17 protein-coding genes are annotated in these 18,710 nt (G+C 71.6%); 10 read left to right on the plus strand and 7 right to left on the minus strand.

The window, feature by feature from the left end:
• Positions 1–94: 94 nt before the first annotated feature.
• The 3 genes from AB0L29_RS13505 to AB0L29_RS13515 form a co-directional block, all read right to left on the minus strand.
• A complete protein-coding gene (locus tag AB0L29_RS13505) occupies positions 95–532 on the minus strand; it encodes an ATP-binding protein (protein WP_365826531.1) in 438 nt (145 codons plus the stop codon).
• A 178-nt stretch (positions 533–710) separates the two neighbouring features.
• Positions 711–1,178 carry a hypothetical protein gene (locus AB0L29_RS13510; RefSeq protein WP_365826533.1) on the minus strand — a complete coding sequence of 156 codons (468 nt, stop codon included), beginning with the start codon at positions 1,176–1,178 and terminating at the stop codon, positions 711–713.
• 86 nt (positions 1,179–1,264) lie between these two features.
• Positions 1,265–1,489 (minus strand): DUF397 domain-containing protein, encoded by a 225-nt coding sequence (locus AB0L29_RS13515; protein WP_365826535.1) that lies wholly within the window; start codon positions 1,487–1,489, stop codon positions 1,265–1,267.
• Between the two features lie 322 nt (positions 1,490–1,811).
• Between AB0L29_RS13515 and AB0L29_RS13520 the strand changes: the two genes are divergently transcribed.
• The 4 genes from AB0L29_RS13520 to AB0L29_RS13535 all read left to right on the plus strand — a co-directional run bounded on the left by AB0L29_RS13520 (position 1,812) and on the right by AB0L29_RS13535 (position 3,834).
• A complete protein-coding gene (locus AB0L29_RS13520) occupies positions 1,812–2,699 on the plus strand; it encodes a helix-turn-helix transcriptional regulator (protein ID WP_365826537.1) in 888 nt (295 codons plus the stop codon).
• Positions 2,696–2,887 carry a DUF397 domain-containing protein gene (locus AB0L29_RS13525; RefSeq protein WP_365826539.1) on the plus strand — a complete coding sequence of 64 codons (192 nt, stop codon included), beginning with the start codon at positions 2,696–2,698 and terminating at the stop codon, positions 2,885–2,887. Before AB0L29_RS13520 ends, AB0L29_RS13525 begins: the two co-directional genes overlap by 4 nt.
• 322 nt (positions 2,888–3,209) lie before the next feature.
• A complete protein-coding gene (locus AB0L29_RS13530) occupies positions 3,210–3,353 on the plus strand; it encodes a hypothetical protein (RefSeq protein ID WP_365826541.1) in 144 nt (47 codons plus the stop codon).
• 7 nt (positions 3,354–3,360) lie between these two features.
• Positions 3,361–3,834, plus strand: coding sequence for a hypothetical protein (locus AB0L29_RS13535; RefSeq protein ID WP_365826543.1), 474 nt, complete (start codon positions 3,361–3,363; stop codon positions 3,832–3,834).
• Between the two features lie 92 nt (positions 3,835–3,926).
• On the opposite strand, the gene AB0L29_RS13540 is transcribed toward AB0L29_RS13535, so the two are convergent.
• Entirely contained in the window at positions 3,927–5,456 is a 1,530-nt protein-coding gene (locus AB0L29_RS13540) for a UDP-N-acetylglucosamine 1-carboxyvinyltransferase (RefSeq protein ID WP_365826545.1), read from the minus strand.
• A 64-nt stretch (positions 5,457–5,520) separates the two neighbouring features.
• Positions 5,521–5,718: a DUF4236 domain-containing protein gene (locus tag AB0L29_RS13545; protein ID WP_365826547.1), complete on the minus strand. Its 198-nt coding sequence runs from the start codon at positions 5,716–5,718 to the stop codon at positions 5,521–5,523.
• Between the two features lie 420 nt (positions 5,719–6,138).
• Here AB0L29_RS13545 and AB0L29_RS13550 point away from each other — a divergent pair, with 420 nt between their 5' ends.
• Entirely contained in the window at positions 6,139–8,973 is a 2,835-nt protein-coding gene (locus AB0L29_RS13550; protein WP_365826549.1) for an aconitate hydratase, read from the plus strand.
• Between the two features lie 512 nt (positions 8,974–9,485).
• Here AB0L29_RS13550 and AB0L29_RS13555 read toward each other — a convergent pair.
• A complete protein-coding gene (locus AB0L29_RS13555) occupies positions 9,486–10,484 on the minus strand; it encodes an acetylxylan esterase (RefSeq protein ID WP_365826551.1) in 999 nt (332 codons plus the stop codon).
• 260 nt (positions 10,485–10,744) lie between these two features.
• On the opposite strand from AB0L29_RS13555, the gene AB0L29_RS13560 reads away from it, so the two are divergent.
• Genes AB0L29_RS13560 through AB0L29_RS13580 form a run of 5 tightly spaced genes read left to right on the plus strand, consistent with a single transcriptional unit; the run spans position 10,745 to position 16,516 of the window.
• The gene (locus AB0L29_RS13560) at positions 10,745–11,734 is read left to right on the plus strand and encodes an ABC transporter permease subunit (protein WP_365826553.1); all 990 of its coding nucleotides are present in this window, start codon (positions 10,745–10,747) and stop codon (positions 11,732–11,734) included.
• Entirely contained in the window at positions 11,728–12,609 is an 882-nt protein-coding gene (locus tag AB0L29_RS13565; protein WP_365826555.1) for a carbohydrate ABC transporter permease, read from the plus strand. Before AB0L29_RS13560 ends, AB0L29_RS13565 begins: the two co-directional genes overlap by 7 nt.
• Positions 12,610–12,654: 45 nt before the next feature.
• Entirely contained in the window at positions 12,655–14,310 is a 1,656-nt protein-coding gene (locus tag AB0L29_RS13570; protein ID WP_365826557.1) for an extracellular solute-binding protein, read from the plus strand.
• Complete coding sequence (locus AB0L29_RS13575) at positions 14,307–15,833, plus strand: xylan 1,4-beta-xylosidase (RefSeq protein ID WP_365826559.1); 1,527 nt, start codon at positions 14,307–14,309, stop codon at positions 15,831–15,833. The genes AB0L29_RS13570 and AB0L29_RS13575 overlap by 4 nt, the downstream gene beginning before the upstream one ends.
• The gene (locus AB0L29_RS13580) at positions 15,830–16,516 is read left to right on the plus strand and encodes a hypothetical protein (RefSeq protein ID WP_365826561.1); all 687 of its coding nucleotides are present in this window, start codon (positions 15,830–15,832) and stop codon (positions 16,514–16,516) included. The genes AB0L29_RS13575 and AB0L29_RS13580 overlap by 4 nt, the downstream gene beginning before the upstream one ends.
• A 211-nt stretch (positions 16,517–16,727) precedes the next feature.
• On the opposite strand, the gene AB0L29_RS13585 is transcribed toward AB0L29_RS13580, so the two are convergent.
• A complete protein-coding gene (locus tag AB0L29_RS13585; RefSeq protein WP_365826563.1) occupies positions 16,728–18,707 on the minus strand; it encodes an alpha-glucuronidase in 1,980 nt (659 codons plus the stop codon).
• Between the last annotated feature and the right edge of the window lie 3 nt (positions 18,708–18,710).

Raw genomic sequence — 18,710 nt, forward strand, 5'->3', positions numbered from 1 at the left:
GTGAGGTGAAAGTGCCCGTCGGCGGGGGACGGCTGTGGCATGCGTGGTGACCTGACGCGTGGGCATGCTTCGCGCGTCACGGTGATGCCTCCCTTCACGTTGAGAGCACCGCCCGGACGGTCTTGCCGCCGGGCGGGTGGGGGACGCAGTCCCAGTGGTCGGCGAGGGCGGCGACGAGGGCCAGGCCGCGCCCGCCGGGGCGGAGCGCGCCGGGTCCGGCGGCGCCCGTAGCGATCTGCGGGCAGAGCTCCCCGCGGGCGTCGGTGACCTCGACGCGCAAGTGCCCGGCCGGCGGGTCGAAGGCGAGCGTGAGCCGGAAGCAGCGGCCGGGTACGCGGCCGTGAAGGGCGGCGTTGGCGGCCAGCTCCGCGACGACGAGCTCGGCACGCTCCGTCAGGTCCTCCGGGGCGCCCCATGACCGCAGTTCGGTCACGGCGAGCAGCCGGGCCAGACGGGCGCCGCGCCGCGTGGACGACAGCAGTTGCGTGAAGGTGCCGACCGGGGCGCCGACGCGGGGTGTCACGTGGTTCATGACGCCAGCGTGGCGGCAGGGGGCGGGTGAGGACGAGCGCCGCGCCTCGTACACAGGGTGAACGTACGGACGCGGAGGGTACTCGATGCGCCGGACCGTCCGTCACGCCGGGTGACGGGCGCGGAACGTCGTGCCGAGTCGTCGCGGTGCTGCGCGGGGCGGTGGTCCCGGTTCCCGACTACGCGCACGGGCAGGCCAGTTCGGGCATCGCGCGGTTCGGGGAACACGTCACCACGGCCAGCGAGAGGTACGAGGGGCGTTCGAGGTAGTAGCCGTACGACACGTCGGCGCCCGAGCGCAGGCACTCGGCGGCGGTGTCCACCAGCCGGGCCAGGCGCGCGGTGTCCCGGTCGCCCTCCGACGCGAACCGGGGGGCGTACTCGGCCAGCCGCTCGCCGAGCCAGGCCGCCGCCTCCTTCGCCTCGTCCCACGTGCCCCGCACCAGGGAGCGGGGCTTGACGAGCCAGTACGCCGTCTCCAGGGGCGGGAGGTCCGACCCGGCGAACTCCGCGGCCACCTGGCGGTAGCGCTGGATCAGTTCCGGCCTGCCCTCCGCCGGGGGCGGGTCGGGGTGCGGGGGCCGCCGCAGCGCCTCGTCGTCGAAGCGTTCCTTCGGGCCGGTCCACAGGTAGGCGTGGTGGTGCATGGGCTCTTCCTGCCTCGGGAAGCGCCGGCCGGACGCGGGGAGGGACCCGGTCCGGCCGGCCGTGGGGAGGGGAGTGGGGGCGAGGGTCAGGCGTCGAGGCCGAAGCGCCCCGGGTCGACACCGGCCGCGGCCAGCTCCTGCGTGGTGAACCGCAGCGGCTGCGCGTCCGGCCGCTTGCTGTCGCCCAGGGCCCAGGCGTCCTCGCCGATCCTGGCCAGCGTCACGCACCCCTCCGTGCAGGGGCCGCCGCACGCCTTCACGAAGGAGGCCCCGCTGATGTCGAGCGCGTACAGGGTGGTTCCGTTCTGCATCTCCGCACCTTCCAGGTCGTCTGAACGCGGCCAGGACCGGCCGCCGCCGCCCGTGGCGGGCGGGAGTCGACGGGAGGTGGCGAGGGCCGGCCGGGCGTCCCCGGCGTCGCTCCGAACGGCGGGAACGGGCAGCGCCTTCTCGCTCTCCCTGACGTCAGGGTGGCGGTCGGACGGGGCGAGGACGAGTGTGCCAGCCCTTACGCTGAGTCAGCGTACGGACACGAAGAGTGGACGGTACGACTGACTTTCCGTCACGCTGGGCGGTGAGTGCGGGGCGGCGTGAGGAGCCGCCGCGGTGCGGTTCAGCGGAAAGGGGCGGCGGATGGAGAGCGTCGGAGTCGAGGGGGAGGCGGCCGGGGGCGCCGGTGCGCGGGCGGTTCCGGCGGGGGAGTGGGAACGGGAGCCCCACCCGTCCGACAGCCTCCGCACGTTCGGCGCCGTCGTCCAGGCCCTGCGCGAACACGCGGGCCTCAGCCGGGTCGAGCTGAGCTCCCGGGTCCAGTACTCCAAACACACCGTGGAGTCGGTGGAGTTGGGACGCCGAATGCCGGACGAGGCGTTCGTGGAGCGCGCGGAGGAGGCACTGGGCAACACGGGCGCGCTGCGGAAGGCCGCCCGGCATCTGACGCGGGGCGAGGCGGGGCTCGCTGCGTGGTTCCGGCGGTGGGCGCGGCTGGAGCGGGAGGCGGTGAGCCTGTGCACGTACGAGTGCCGGTTGGTGCCGGGGCTGTTGCAGTCGGAGGCGTATGCGCGGGCGGTGTTCGAGGGCACGATCCCGCTGCGGACGGATGAGGAACTGGAGGCGCAGCTCACCGCGCGAATGGAACGGCAGGCGATGATGAGGGAGCGGCCTAGGGTGCCGTTCAGTTTCATTGTCGAGGAGCATGTGTTTCGCCGGCGCTTCGGGGATGCGGGGGCAATGCGCGAGCTGGTGGACCATGTGCTGGAGCGCAGTGCTCCCCGCAACGTAGCCCTTCAGGTGGTGCCATTGGAGGCGGGGTTGCATGCGTGTCTGGATGGACCTGTCCAGCTCTTGGAGACCCCGGAGGGGCGTCGACTCGCCTACTCCGAAGGGCAGGAGAACGGGCGGTTGATCACCGACGCGAAACAAGTGAGTGTGCTCTGCCGACGCTATGAAACACTGCGCTCACAGGCCCTGAGCCCCAATGAATCCCGGGCCTTGCTGGAGCGACTGCGAGGAGAGCTATGAGCAGCGGTACGTCGGAACTCGCCTGGTTCAAGTCCAGCTACAGCGGCAGCCAGGGGGACAGCTGCGTGGAGGTCGCGATCGCCGAACAGGCCGTCCACGTTCGGGACTCGAAGGACGTGACCCGTCCGGCCTTCGCCGTCGGCCGCGAAGGCTGGGGGCGGTTCGTGCGGTTCGCGTCGGAGCGCTGAGCGACTTGAGGGTGTGCCGTCCGCAGGAATGACGGGCGGCACACCCTCACCGTGTCCGGGGGCCCTTGATGCTCCTGTCCGGCGGACCGGAGCAGATCCGCTTCATGCAGCAGTGGCTCAACGGCCGCTGCTTCGAGAGGTCGACCTTCTGCATCGGTCCGTGCGACGGCTTCTTCTCCCGGGACGTCCAGCAGGCGCTGGTGACCGATTCGGCGGCACCACGAACAATGGTGCGGCGACGGCGAAGGCGTTCCCGGAGAACGAGATGGACGACACGCTGCTGTCTTCCGCTCGTGCGCTCCTCATCCACAGGAACTGCCCGGTGGGCAAGGAACCTCGGAACGAGTCCGACTCCGTGATGAGCGAGTTGCCCACAGGTTTCGCTGAGACGCTGCAGAAACTCATCGACCAGCAGGTGGCGCGCCGGGCGAAGTTCCTGGCCGGGCAGAAGGCCGAGAAGGGGTAGGTCTCACATGTTCCTGATGGGCGCGTTGCTGGCTGCAAGTCTTGTCACAGCGGCGGTGGGCATCGTGGTGGTCCTCATCCTGTTGAGCCACCCGCCGCTGCCGGTCTCCAGAATTCACGCGCTTGTCGCCCTGATCCTGGCTTCCTCGGCGGTGGCGGTGTACTGCTACGGCTGGTTCTCCGTCACCATGGGAGGGCCTTTCCCCGAACTGTGCACGAGCCGGAACGACGCCGGCGCCGGCTTGGCAGCCATCGAGCAACAGCACTGGCCCCTTCGAAACGCCTGTGTGTACTCCGACGGATCGACCGTGGAGTACGTCTCGCTGTCGGTCACTGTGCTCGTATGCCTGTTGGCGGGTGCCGCCCTCGTCCCGGCCGGCGCCTCCGTATACCTGCGCAAGCTAGTCGGAAAGCGTCCCGCGCCGGTGCGCGCGGCAGCGCCGCCGTCGATGCGGTGTTCGCATAGCCCCGACGACCGGTAGCAACCGGTCCCGCCCGGCGTTCCAGACGTGCCGCCGCACCCCTCCAGACCTGCATCAGTGCAGGTCGGACAGGGTGCGGCGGCAACCGCCGGTCAGATGTCCCGGAACGTCTCGATCTGCGCCCCGATCGAGTTCAGCCGCTCGGCCAGGTCCTCGTACCCGCGGTTGATGACGTACACGTTGCGCAGCACCGACGTGCCCTCGGCCGCCATCATCGCCAGCAGGACGACCACGGCCGGCCGCAGCGCGGGCGGGCACATCATCTCGGCGGCGCGCCAGCGGGTCGGGCCCTCGACCAGCACCCGGTGCGGGTCCAGCAACTGCAGCCGTCCGCCGAGGCGGTTCAGGTCGGTCAGGTAGATCGCGCGGTTGTCGTAGACCCAGTCGTGGATGAGGGTCTTGCCCTGGGCGGTCGCCGCGATGGCCGCGAAGAACGGGACGTTGTCGATGTTCAGGCCGGGGAACGGCATGGGGTGGATCTTGTCGATCGGCGCCTCCAGCTTGGAGGGCCGGACGGTGAGATCCACCAGCCGCGTGCGGCCGTTGTCGGCGAAGTACTCCGGCGTGCGGTCGTGGTCGAGGCCCATCTCCTCCAGGACCGCGAGCTCGATCTCCAGGAACTCGATGGGCACGCGGCGGACCGTCAGCTCCGACTCCGTCACCACGGCCGCGGCCACCAGGCTCATCGCCTCGACCGGGTCCTCGGAGGGGGAGTAGTCCACGTCCACGTCGATGTCCGGCACGCCGTGCACGGTGAGCGTGGTGGTGCCGATGCCGTCCACCTTGACGCCCAGGGCCTCCAGGAAGAAGCACAGGTCCTGGACCATGTAGTTGGAGGAGGCGTTGCGGATGACCGTGACGCCGTCGTGCCGGGCGGCGGCGAGCAGCGCGTTCTCCGTCACCGTGTCCCCGCGCTCGGTCAGCACGATGGGCCGGTCGGGACGGACCGAGGGGTCCACGACCGCGTGGTACTGCCCCTCGGTCGCCGCGATCTCCAGGCCGAACCGGCGCAGCGCGATCATGTGCGGTTCGACGGTGCGCGTGCCGAGGTCGCAGCCGCCGGCGTACGGCAGCTTGAAGCGGTCCATGCGGTGCAGCAGCGGACCGAGGAACATGATGATGGAGCGGGTGCGGCGGGCCGCGTCCGCGTCGATCGCCGCCATGTCGAGCTCCGCCGGCGGCATGATCTCCAGGTCGACGCCGTCGTTGATCCACCGGGTGCGCACGCCGATGGAGTGCAGCACCTCCAGGAGGCGGTACACCTCCTCGATGCGGGCGACCCTGCGCAGCACCGTGCGCCCGCTGTTGAGCAGCGAGGCGCACAGCAGCGCCACACAGGCGTTCTTGCTCGTCTTGACGTCGATGGCGCCGGACAGCCGGCGGCCGCCGACCACCCGCAGGTGCATCGGGCCCGCGTAGCCCAGGGAGACGATCTCGCTGTCGAGGGCTTCCCCGATCCGGGCGATCATCTCAAGGCTGATGTTCTGGTTGCCGCGCTCGATGCGGTTGACGGCGCTCTGGCTGGTGCCGAGCGCCTCGGCAAGCTGCGACTGTGTCCAGCCCCGGTGTTGCCGGGCGTCCCGGATGAGCCTGCCGATGCGTACGAGGTAATCGTCTGCCATGCGACTGAGGTTATCTCAGATATGAGATGGCGCTCGGCGGGGGGTCCATTCGGGTGACGTGACGTCAGTGCCGCCTGTCCGTACGGGTGCTCCGCCAGCCGAAAGGCCCGGGCAGATCCATCGACGTCGTGCGGCGTCCCGTGCTGCTGCGGGTGTGGCGGGGGCCGTTCTTGCCGCCGGTGGTGATGGACCACGAGCGCTTGTTGATGTTCAGGCGCACTCCGGGAAGAATCCGGAAACTCTTGCGGAACGTGAGGGGCATTCAGGGCCTCCTTCCGGGGTTCGCCGGGCTTTCCCGGCTCCCCTCCGGTTACCCCGGTTCCGCGTTCTGATGGCTGTGCCGCCCGGGTGGAGGCCCGCGGCGTCCCGGCTGGCCGCTCCGGGGCCGCTCGGGGGCCGCTCGGAGTCCGGGCGGGGCGGGGGCGCGGGGCCGGCCCGGGTGGCGGCCGGGCGCGGACCGGGTGCGGGCCGGCCGGGCGTGATCGGGCGGGAGTGCGAGCCAGGGCATGACCATCCGGCCCCGGTGTACTAGAGTTATCTCGACATCGAGATATCTGCCGGGGAGCACCGCAGCCGCCAGCTCGCTAAGGGTTACCTAACTTAGCCTTACCTTAGCGGATCGGCCGAGATGCCGTGGCGGCAGGATCGTGGTGGTACGCGCACATCAATGAAGGAGACTGTCGTGTCGGCGAACAGCTTCGACGCCCGCAGCACGCTGCAGGTGGGCGACGAGTCGTACGAGATCTTCCGGCTGGACAAGGTCGAGGGCTCCGCGCGCCTTCCCTACAGCCTGAAGATCCTGCTGGAGAACCTGCTCCGCACCGAGGACGGCGCCAACATCACCGCCGACCACATCCGCGCGCTCGGCACCTGGGACTCCCAGGCCCAGCCGTCGCAGGAGATCCAGTTCACGCCGGCCCGCGTGATCATGCAGGACTTCACCGGCGTGCCCTGTGTCGTGGACCTCGCCACCATGCGCGAGGCCGTCAAGGAGCTCGGCGGCGACCCGGCGAAGATCAACCCGCTGGCCCCGGCCGAGCTGGTCATCGACCACTCCGTCATCGCCGACAAGTTCGGCACCGCCGACGCCTTCAAGCAGAACGTCGACCTGGAGTACGGCCGCAACAAGGAGCGCTACCAGTTCCTGCGCTGGGGCCAGACCGCCTTCGACGAGTTCAAGGTCGTCCCGCCCGGCACCGGCATCGTCCACCAGGTGAACATCGAGCACCTGGCCCGGGTCGTCATGGTCCGCGACGGCAAGGCCTACCCCGACACCCTGGTCGGCACCGACTCGCACACCACGATGGTCAACGGCCTCGGCGTCCTCGGCTGGGGCGTCGGCGGCATCGAGGCCGAGGCCGCCATGCTCGGCCAGCCGGTCTCCATGCTCATCCCGCGCGTCGTCGGCTTCAAGCTCACCGGCGAGCTGCCCACCGGCACCACCGCCACCGACCTGGTGCTCACCATCACCGAGATGCTGCGCAAGCACGGCGTGGTCGGCAAGTTCGTCGAGTTCTACGGCGAGGGCGTGGCGGCCACCAGCCTCGCCAACCGCGCCACCATCGGCAACATGTCGCCGGAGTTCGGCTCCACCGCCGCGATCTTCCCCGTGGACGACGAGACCCTGAACTACCTGCGGCTGACCGGCCGCTCCGAGCAGCAGGTCGCCCTGGTCGAGGCGTACGCCAAGGAGCAGGGCCTGTGGCTGGACCCGGCCGCCGAGCCGGACTTCTCCGAGAAGCTGGAGCTCGACCTCTCCACGGTCGTGCCCTCCATCGCCGGCCCGAAGCGCCCGCAGGACCGCATCGAGCTGTCCCGCGCCGCCGAGCAGTTCAACGCCGACGTGCTCAACTACGTCCAGGCCGGCGTCACCGGCGGTGACGACCGCAAGCCGGGCGTCCCGCAGCAGGAGCAGCCGCACGGCGTCGCCTCCCCGGTCGACGAGGCGAGCGCCGAGTCCTTCCCGGCCAGCGACGCCCCGGCCTACGGCCACGACGACAACGGCGCCGGCGCCCCGCAGCACTCGGCCGTCGTGCCCGGCCCCGGCCCGTCCAACCCGGTGCGCGTCACCGCCCCCGACGGTTCCACCTACGAGATCGACCACGGCGCGGTGACGGTCGCGGCCATCACCTCCTGCACCAACACCTCCAACCCCTACGTCATGGTCGCCGCCGCGCTGGTGGCCAAGAAGGCGGTCGAGAAGGGCCTGACCCGCAAGCCGTGGGTCAAGACCACCCTCGCCCCGGGCTCCAAGGTCGTCACCGACTACTTCGACAAGGCGGGCCTGACCCCGTACCTGGACAAGGTCGGCTTCAACCTCGTCGGCTACGGCTGCACCACCTGCATCGGCAACTCCGGCCCGCTGCCGGAGGAGATCTCCCAGGCCGTCAACGAGCACGACCTCGCCGTCGTCTCGGTCCTCTCCGGCAACCGGAACTTCGAGGGCCGCATCAACCCCGACGTCAAGATGAACTACCTGGCGTCCCCGCCGCTGGTCGTCGCGTACGCCCTCGCGGGTTCGATGAAGGTGGACATCACCAAGGACGCCCTGGGCACCGACCAGGACGGCAACCCGGTCTACCTGAAGGACATCTGGCCGACCGAGGCCGAGGTCAACGACGTCGTCGCCAACGCCATCGGCGAGGACATGTTCTCCAAGTCCTACAGCGACGTCTTCGCGGGCGACGCCCAGTGGCAGTCGCTGCCCGTCCCGACCGGCGACACCTTCGAGTGGGACCCGGAGTCGACCTACGTCCGCAAGCCCCCGTACTTCGAGGGCATGACGATGGAGACGACCCCGGTCACCGACATCACGGGCGCCCGCGTCCTGGCCAAGCTGGGCGACTCGGTCACCACCGACCACATCTCCCCGGCCGGCGCCATCAAGGCCGACACCCCGGCCGGCAAGTACCTCACGGAGCACGGCGTCGAGCGCCGCGACTTCAACAGCTACGGCTCGCGCCGCGGCAACCACGAGGTCATGATCCGCGGCACGTTCGCCAACATCCGCCTGCGCAACCAGATCGCGCCGGGCACCGAGGGCGGCTACACGCGTGACTTCACGCAGGAGGGCGGCCCGGTCTCCTTCATCTACGACGCCTCGCAGAACTACCAGGCCGCCGGCATCCCGCTGGTCGTCCTGGCCGGCAAGGAGTACGGTTCCGGCTCGTCCCGCGACTGGGCCGCCAAGGGCACCGCGCTCCTCGGCGTCAAGGCCGTCATCGCCGAGTCCTACGAGCGCATCCACCGCTCGAACCTGATCGGCATGGGCGTCCTGCCGCTGCAGTTCCCGGAGGGTCAGTCCGCCGAGTCCCTCGGCCTGACCGGCGAGGAGACCTTCTCCATCACCGGCGTCACCGAGCTCAACGAGGGCACCACCCCGCGCACGGTGAAGGTCACCACCGACACCGGCGTCGAGTTCGACGCGGTCGTCCGCATCGACACCCCCGGTGAGGCGGACTACTACCGCAACGGCGGCATCATGCAGTACGTGCTGCGCAGCCTGATCCGCAAGTAAGCGCGACCGGGCCGGCCGGCACGGCAGCCCAGGGCCGCATCCCCGTACGCCGGGGGTGCGGCCCTCGCCGTTCCGGCGCATGCCGCCCTGGTACACCGCCGCACCGCCGCACCGCCGCACCGCCGCACCGGCGTCCCGGCGCACCGCCGTCCCGGCGGGCACATGCGCACCAGGCGTTTACAAGGGCGCCGTCCGGCGCTACGTTCCCCGGCAGGGTGGGATGGGAGCGCTCCCATGTCGGTGGACCGGAACCTGCCGTCCGAGGCGCTCCCCTCCCGCCCGTCCGTCCGCCGGTCCCGGGGAGGGGAGTGGACCGGCGCTCCGGGCGGACCCGGCCGGCAGTGAGCCGCTGCCCGCCGGGTCCGCGAGCTCGGACGGCCTCTCGGGGGGAAGAGGGACGTCCGGGGGGAGGTGGTCCGAGAGGCCGTCACCGTGCCGGGACGACGCCGCTAAGTGGTCTGGACAACACCCTATCCCCTCAACGAGGAACAGCGGCAAGCCAGTTGAACCCCTCACCGGTACGGCGGACCGAGCAGGTCCCGCACCCAGTCCAGTTGGCGCCGCACCTGCACCGCGTCCCCGCCCTCGTGCCCGTTGAACGGGTACGCGTGGATCTCCTTGCGGGGCCGGGTGCCGGTCAGCTCCCCATACCGGTTCCACGCGCCGTACGCCCCGCTCGGCGGGCACACCGTGTCGCGCAGGCCCACCCCGAAGTGCGCCGGTGCCCTGGCCCGGCGGGCGAAGGAGACGCCCTCCACGTACGCCAGGGTGCGGTACGCGTCCCGCTCCGCGTCCCGGTGGACGGACAGGTACGCGGCGATCTCGCCGTACGGGCCGGTGTCCGTCAGGTCCAGGGCGCGCCGGATGCCGCACAGCAGCGGGGCCGTGACCACGACCGCCGCCAGGTCCGGGACGAGGCCCGCGACCGCCAGGGCGAGACCGCCGCCCTGGCTGTTCCCGGCGGCCACCACGCGCCCGCCGTCCACGCCGGGCAGCTCCCGCACCGCGCGGACCGCCCGCACCGCGTCCGTGATCAGACGCCGGTAGTGGTAGTCCCGCGGGGCGCGCAGGCCGCGGACCGCCGGGCCGGGGCCGCCCGGCGCGGCGACGTGCGGGTCGGGGGTGTCACCCCCGCAGCCGTACTGGTCGCCCTGGCCGCGGTTGTCCATGAGCAGGTGCGCGTACCCGGCGCCGACCCAGGTCAGCCGTTCGTGGGGGAGGCCCCGGCCGCGGCCGTAGCCCGCGTACTCGACCACGGCGGGCAGTGGTTCGCGGATCCCGGCCGGCCGGCTGAACCAGGCGCGCACGGGATCGCCCGCGAAGCCCCGGAAGGTCACGTCCCAGGTCTCGGTCAGGCGCAGTCCCGTCTCCACCGGCCGCGCCGACACCGGCGCCCCGGCCCGCCGGGCCTCCTCCAGGGTGCCGCGCCAGAACGCGTCGAAGTCGGCGGGCTCCTCGACGTCCGGGCGGTAGCGCTCCAGTTCGGTCGGCGGCAGGTCGAACGCGGGCACGGGCACCTCGCAGGGGACGGTGGCGGGAGCGGGCGGGGCCGATCGTTGCGCGTAATGGACGGAAAGTTCCGGCGCGTTCAGGGTCTCCTCCCTCTCTTCCACCCGCTCCGGCCGCTGAATCCCGCGGGGTCGCTCCGCTTCGGGGAGCCAGTACGCACCGCCCATTGACACCGCTTTCCCCTGCCCCTAAGTTGCCGCGGAGTTACCGGTAAGAGCTCGAAAGTTTCGGTCCCGCGTCCCCGTCCCGGGAGGCCCGAGCCATGAGCACCTCCACCCCTCCGGCGCCACCGCCCGGCACGCAGCACCCGCCGCCGGCGAAGCCCGTGCCCCGCCGCCCGGCGCCGGCCCGCACCGGCTGGCGCCGGGCCCTGCGCCGGGACTGGCAGCTGTACTCGCTGGCCGTGCTGCCGCTGCTGTTCTTCCTGGTCTTCCGCTACCTGCCGATGATCGGCAACGTGATCGCCTTCCGCCGCTTCGAGCCGGGCGGCTCGATCCTGGGCGAGCAGTGGGTGGGCCTGCGCTACGTGCGGATGTTCCTCACCGACCCCACCTTCTGGCAGGTGTTCCGCAACACCCTGTGGCTCGGCGGACTCACCCTCGTCTTCTGCTTCCCGGTCCCGGTCGTGCTCGCCCTGCTGCTCAACGAGGTCCGCAGACAGGCCCTGAAGCGGTTCGTGCAGTCGGTGTCGTACCTGCCGCACTTCCTGTCGATCGTGATCGTCGCCGGCATCACCCTGCAGATGCTCGCCACCGACGGCCCGGTCAACCACGTGCTCGGCTGGTTCGGGCACGAGCCGATCCGGTTCATGCAGGAACCCGGCTGGTTCCGCGCCGTCTACGTCGGCTCGGAGATCTGGCAGACCGCCGGCTGGGGCACGATCCTCTACCTCGCGGCCCTCACCACCATCGACGAGGACCTGTACGAGGCCGCGCGCATCGACGGCGCCAACCGCTGGCAGCAGACCTGGCACGTCACCCTGCCCGGCATCCGCCCCACCATGATCACGCTGCTGATCCTCGACATCGGCACCTTCATGGCGGTCGGCTTCGAGAAGGTGCTGCTGCTGTACAACCCGCTGACGTACCCGACCGCCGACGTGATCTCCACGTACCTCTACCGCACCGGCGTGGAGTCCAACAGCTTCAGCTACGCCGCCGCGATCGGCCTGTTCGAGGCGGTCATCGGCCTGGTCCTGATCACGTCCGCGAACCGGCTGTCGCGCCGCACGGCGGGGACGAGCCTGTGGTGAGCGGCGTCCGGTCCTCGCGCGGCCACCGCGTCTTCCAGGCGGTCAACGGGGTGGTCCTGACCCTCGTGGTGGTCGTGACGCTGTACCCGTTCGTCACCATCGTCGCCCGCTCGTTCAGCGGCGAACGCCAGATCCGCGCCGGTGAGGTCACGCTGTGGCCCAAGGGCTTCAACCTCACCACCTACGAGATCGTCCTGCGGGACGCGGTGTTCTGGCGCAACTACGGCAACACCGTCCTCTACACGGTCGTCTCCACCGCCGTCGCCATGGTCCTGACGACCTGTTACGCCTACGTCCTGTCGAAGAAGCGCCTGAGGGGGCGCGGCTTCCTCGTCGGCGTCGCCGTCTTCACCCTGTTCTTCACCGGCGGCCTGATCCCGAACTACGTCCTGGTCACCGGCCTGGGCCTGAAGAACAGCGTCTGGGCGATCGCGCTGCCGAACGCCATCAGCGCCTTCAACCTGCTGGTGATGAAGGCGTTCTTCGAGAGCCTGCCGGACGACCTGGAGGAGGCCGCGCAGATCGACGGCCTGAACACGTACGGCATCCTGCTGCGCATCGTGCTGCCGCTGTCCAAGGCGGTCGTCGCGACGATGGCGCTCTTCTACTCGGTGTCCTTCTGGAACTCCTGGTTCAGCGCCTTCCTCTACATGGACAGGTCCGAGCTGATGCCGGTCACCGTCTACCTGCGCAACCTCATCTCCGGCGCCACCACCGGCGGCAACGCCGGGGCCGCCGACGCGCAGCTCAGCCAGGTCGGGGCGAACATCCAGGCCGTCACGATCGTGCTGACCTCGCTGCCCGTCCTCTGCGTGTACCCGTTCGTGCAGCGCTACTTCGTCTCGGGCGTGATGCTCGGAGCGGTCAAGGGCTGACCGCCGCGCCCTTCCCCGACCGGATTGCGGAACAAGGGAGTTCCCGTGAAGAACACAGGGCAACTGTCGCGGCGCCAGGTCCTGGCCGCCGCGGGTCTGGCCGGCCTCGCCGCCCTCACCGGCTGCGGCAGCGGCGGCGACGGCGGGGACTCCAAGGACCTGTCGAGGAAACGGAAGGGCGCGATGAAGGACTACCGCGTCGGCCGGCCGTTCAAGGCGGCCGAGCCGCTGTCCTTCTCGCTCCTGCACAACGACAACCCGGTCTACCCGATGAGGAAGGACTGGCTGTTCTGGAAGGAGCTCACCAGGCGCACCGGCGTCACCCTCGAACCGGTCCCGGTCCCCCTGGCCGACTACGAGAAGAAGCGCAGCGTCCTGATCGGCTCGGGCGACGCCCCCTTCCTCATCCCCAAGACGTACCACCCCTCGGAGGTCGCGTTCGTGTCCTCGGGCGCCGTCCTCCCGGTCAGCGACTACGTGCACCTCATGCCCAACTTCCGCGACAAGGTCAGGAAGTGGCGGATGGAGCCGGAGATCGACTCCATCCGCCAGGCCGACGGCAGGTTCTACCTGCTGCCCGGCCTGCACGAGAAGATCAGGTCCGACTACTCGCTGGCGCTGCGCACGGACGTCCTCGACCGGCTGGGCCTGAGCCTGCCCGCCACCTGGGACGAGGTGTACGAGGTCTTCCGGGCGATCAGGGCGGAGTACCCGGACCGCTACCCCTTCTCCGACCGCTGGAGCAGGAACACGCCCTACCCGGCCGCCGCGCTGTTCAGCTACCTCGGCCAGGCGTACGGGGTCAGGGCCGGCTGGACGTACGACAACATCAGCTGGGATGCGGACGCGAAGGAGTTCGTCTTCACCGGCGCCACCGACGCCTTCCGGCAGATGATCGAGTACGTGCGCAAACTGGTCGCCGAGAAGCTGGTCGACCCGGAGAGCTTCACCCAGAGCGACGAGGAGGCGGTGCAGAAACTGCTGGGCCAGAAGTCCTTCGCGATCAGCGCCAACCCCCAGGAGCTGGTGCAGAACTACCGCTACAACCTCGGAAAGCAGGTCGAGGGCGCGAGGATCGAGATGGTCCCGGTGCCGCTCGGGCCCGCCGGCCCGGTGGTGATGGGCGGTGCCCGGCTGGAGAACGGCGTCATGATCTCCAGCGAGGCGCTCAAGAGCGACGCCTTCGTCGCGATGATGCAGTTCGTGGACTGGCTCTGGTACTCGGACGAGGGCCAGCGGTTCGCCAAGTGGGGCGTCGAGGGCGTCACCCACACCCGCTCCGGCGGCCGGTACCGGCTCAAGGACGGCATCAGCCTCATGGGCTCCGACCCGGACGCCCCCGAGGACCTGCAGAAGGACTACGGCTTCTTCAACGGCGTCTTCACCTACGGCGGCAGCTGGGAACTGGTCTCCTCCTCGTTCGGCCCGGACGAAAAGAAATTCAAGGAGGCCATGGCCCGGCGCGAGCAGCTCCCCGTCGGACCGGCCCACCCGCTGCGGTCCGTGGAACAGGAACAGGCCTCCCTCTGGGAGACGCCGCTCAGGGACCACGTCACCCGGAACATGCTCGGGTTCGTCCTCGGCAAGCGCCCGCTGTCCGAGTGGGACGCCTACGTCTCGGAGCTGAAGGCGAAGAACATGCGGCAGTTCGTCGACCTGCACAACAAGGCCCGCGAACGCTTCGAGAAGGAGAACGGGTGATCCGCGTCCCCGGTCAGCCGGCCGGCCGGCTGACCGCCGCCTGGCGCCACTGCGTCGGCACCGGCCGCCTCGACCTCGCCCTGCGCCGCGACTACCAGGAATCGCTGGAACTCCTCCAGCGCGAGATCGGCTTCCGGCACATCCGCGGGCACGGCCTGCTCAGCGACGGCATGGGCGTGCACCGCCCCCACGACTGGCGGGGCACCCGCCGCGTCCGGCACTCCTTCACCTACGTCGACCAGGTCGTCGACGCGTACCTGGAGCTCGGCGTCCGCCCCTTCCTGGAACTGGGCTTCATGCCCGCGGAGCTGGCCTCCGGCGAGCAGACCGTGTTCTGGTGGCGGGGCAACGTCACCCCGCCCCGCTCCCACCGGGAGTGGGCCGAGCTGGTCCGCGCCGTCCTCGCGCACCTGGTGGACCGCTACGGCCCCGCCGAGGTGCGCACCTGGCCGATCGAGGTGTGGAACGAACCCGACCTGCCCGAGTTCTGGCAGGGCGCGGACGAACGGGCGTACCACCGGCTGTACGAGGCGACCGCGCACGCCGTCAAGGAGGTCGACGCGGAGCTGCAGGTCGGCGGGCCGGCCCTGTCGCCCGCCGCGGACGGGTGGCTGGAGCGGTTCGCCGAGTTCGCCGAGCGCCGGCGGGTCCCCGTCGACTTCGTCTCGCGGCACGCCTACACCTCCGGGCCCGCGCAGCACGTCCCGTTCGGCGTCCACCAGACCCTGGCCCCGGCGGGCGCGCTGCTCGACCAGTTCGCCGCGCCGCGCCGGGCGCTTGAGGGCACGGCCCTCGGCGGGGTCCCCGTCCACATCACGGAGTTCAACTCCTCCTACCGGCCCGACAACCCGGTCCACGACACCGCCTTCCACGCGGCGTACCTGGCCCCGGTGGTGGCGGCCGGCGGCGACCTGGCCGACTCCTTCTCGTACTGGACGTTCAGCGACGTCTTCGAGGAGACCGGCGTGCCGACCGCCCTCTTCCACGGCGGCTTCGGACTGCTCACCCACCGGCAGGTGAGGAAACCGGCGTACCACCTGTACGCGTTCATGGCCCGCATGGGGGAGGACCTGCTCGCACGCGGCGACGACCACCTGGTCACCCGCCATCCCGACGGCCGGGTCACCGTGCTGGCCTGGGCGCCCGTCGACCCGACCGGCGCGACACCCGGCCCGGACCGGCACGCCCTGCGCCTGTCGGTACCGGTGAGCGGGGGGAGCGGGGGAGACAGGGGGGAGGTGTTCCTGCGCCGCTCGTCCGTGGACGAGGAGCGGGGCAACGCGTACGCGGCCTGGCGGCACATGGGCAGCCCGCGGTCGCCGCGGCCCCGGCAGATCGACGTCCTGCACGAGGCCGCCGAACCCGCGCGCGACCACCGGCGGCTGACGGCCGACGGCGGCCGCGTCGACCTGCCGCTGACGCTCGGCCGCCACGAGGTCACCCTCGTCGAGCTGACCCCCGTCGACGACGAGACCCCGCCCTGGTGGGACGAGCGGCGGCTGCTCGGCGGGCAGGCGCCGTGAGGGCCGCCGCCCGCACCGGCGGCTTCGGCTCCGGAGCCCTCTCCCGCGCCGCCGCCCTGGTCCACACCCTCGTCACCGTGCAGGCGCTGCTGCTGCTCGCCGCCTCACCGGGGCTCGCGGGCCTGCTCCTCCTCGGCCCCGACCCCTCCAACACGCCCCTGGCCGCCCTCTGCCTGCTGCCGCTGGGCCCGGCCGCCTCCGCCGCCCTCTACGCCCTGCACCACCGCGGCCGCGACCTCACCGACCTGCACCCCGCCCGCGCCTTCCGGCGCGGTTGGCGGCTCAACGCCCGGCCGGCCCTGGCCCTGTGGACGCCCCTGCTCGGCTGGCTCACCGTCATCGCCGTCACGCTCACGCACTTCCCCGCCACCGGCCTGCCCGGCTGGTGGGCCGCGCTGCTGGTGCTCGTCGGCGCCGGCTGCCTCCTGTGGGGCGCGCACGCGCTCGTCCTCACCTCGCTGTTCGCCTTCCGGGCCCGCGACACCGCCCGCCTCGCCGCGTACTTCCTGCTGCGGCACGGCCGCGCCACCCTCGGCGCCGCCTCGCTGCTCGTCCTGGTGGCCGCGTCGACCGCCCTGTTCACCGAGGCCCTGCCCGCCCTGCTGGCCGCGCCGCTGCTGCTGTCCCTGCTGCACAGCAGCCGCCCGGTGATCGCCGAGACCCAGGAGGACTTCACCGCATGACCGCGCCCCGCGCCCGAAGACCCCCTACAGCGGCGACGGCAACCCCGAGCAGTGGCCCGAGGAGGTACGGGACGAGGATCGCCGGGTCCGCCCGGCCATCGCCACCGCCACCGTCACCGGCCTGTTCACCGGCGGACGGGCGGAGCGGAGCGGCCTCCTGGTCCTCGGCCCCCGGGCGTGGCCGCCCTGCGCCGGGCGCCCTCGGCGGACCTCAGTAGACGGGCCGCCCCCGCTCGTCCGGCACCCCCGACTTGCGCAGGAAGTAGCTGTTGACCTGGTCGCGCCACTCCCGGGCGCAGCGCAGCTGCTCGCGGTAGAGCTCCGAGACCCGCGCGTGGCGCGCCGGATCCACCAGGCCGGCGAGCGAGGCCCAGGTCCGGCACGCCTCCTCCACCTCCGTCACGCCCTCGAAGTGGGTGTCGTAGATGTGCTGGATCACGGTCCTGCCGCTGTGCAGCACATGCCCGTAGGGCACGTGGTGGAAGAACAGCAGCAGCTCGTCCGGGCAGGTGTCCGGCGACTCGTAGACCTCGGCCCACGGCCCGGCGTACTGCGCCGCGTACCCGGTGCCGGTCGCCGCGCTGCGGTCGACGCCGACCCCGTCCCGGTCGGCGAAGTGGTACGTGCCCCAGGGGCTGTACTCGTAGCCGTCCACGCTCGGCCCGTAGTGGTGCCCCGGCTGCACCATGAAGCCGACGCCGAGCGGCGCGGTGTACTTCTCGTACGTCCGCCACGACCCGTCGAGCACGGCGTGCAGCCCGGCGGCCAGCCGCTCGGGAGCGTCCGGGTGGGTCAGCCCGATCCACTCGTCGAGGATCCGGCGGGGATCCGCGTCCGGCTGCCAGGCCAGCCGTCCGAAGGTGTACAGGTTCGCCTGGGCCAGCGGGTGCCCGGTCCAGAACGGGTCGTCGCCGGCGTTGGACACCGCCACCAGCCCGCCTCGCGCGAGCTCGCCGACACTCGCCCCCCGGGGCCGGAAGCGCAGCACCTCGCTCCACATCGGGCCCAGCCAGCACACGTGCCGCTGCTGCCCGGTGTACTCCTGCGTGGCCTGCACCTCCACCGCCAGCCGGGTGCGCGGCACCGCGCCGATCAGCGGGGAGACCGGCTCGCGCACCTGGAAGTCCATCGGCCCGTGCTTGACCTGGAGCACCGCGTTCGGCGCGAACGCCCCGTCCAGCGGCACGAAGTGGTCGTAGGCGGCCCGGGCCCGGTCCGTGGTGCGGTCCCGCCAGTCCTGGCGGTGGTCGTAGACGAACGCCCGCCAGTGCACCGTGCCGCCGTACGGCGCGAGCGCGTCGGCCAGCAGGTTGGCGCCGTCGGCGTGGGTGCGGCCGTAGGCGAACGGGCCCGGCCGGCCCTCGGAGTCGGCCTTCACGACGAACCCGCCGAAGTCCGGGATCGCCTCGTACACCCGCCGGGCCGCCCGCGCCCACCACGCGCGCACCGCGCCGTCCAGCGGATCGGCCGTGGGCAGCCCGCCGAGCACCAGCGGCGCGGCGAAGGTCACCGACAGGTGGGTCCGCACGCCGTACGGCCGCAACGCGTCCGCGAGGAGGGCCACTTCACCGATCCGGTCGGTCAGCAGGTGCGCCTCGGTCCGGTGGACGTTGACGTTGTTGACGGCGACGGCGTTGATCCCGCACGCCGCGAGCAGCCTGCCGTACGCCCGCACCCGCTCCAGGTCACCGCGCACCCGGCCGTCCGCCCAGAACAGGGAGCCGCCCGCGTACCCCCGCTCCACCTGGCCCATGACCGGGTGCACGGCCACGTTGTCCCAGTGGTCCAGCATCCGCAGGGCCACCGCCGGGCGGTGCGCCTCGGGCGCGCGCTCGCCGCGGAACGCCGCCTCGCCGAGCCGCACGACGTGGAACAGGCCGTACAGCAGCCCGGCCGGGCCGGACCCGGTGACGGTGGTCGTCCCCTCCCGGCGCGCGCACGAGAACGCCTCGCCCCCGCCGCCGCCCAGGTCGAGCACCAGGTCGTACGGCGCCGCGCCCGGCTCGGGGTCGCGTACGACACGACCTCCGAACCGGGCGCAGGCGGCGGCCACCTCCCCGTGCACCGTGTCCACCAGCGGATGCGACCCGCGGATCAGCGTCCGCCGCGTCCCGAGCGGCCGGAACGCCGCCGGCGGCAGCCAGGCGGGATCGACGCCCCCGGGCGGCACGGGCACGGGAAGAAGCGGCATGAC

The organism is Streptomyces sp. NPDC052701, from assembly GCF_040678355.1.
Lineage (GTDB): Bacteria > Actinomycetota > Actinomycetes > Streptomycetales > Streptomycetaceae > Streptomyces.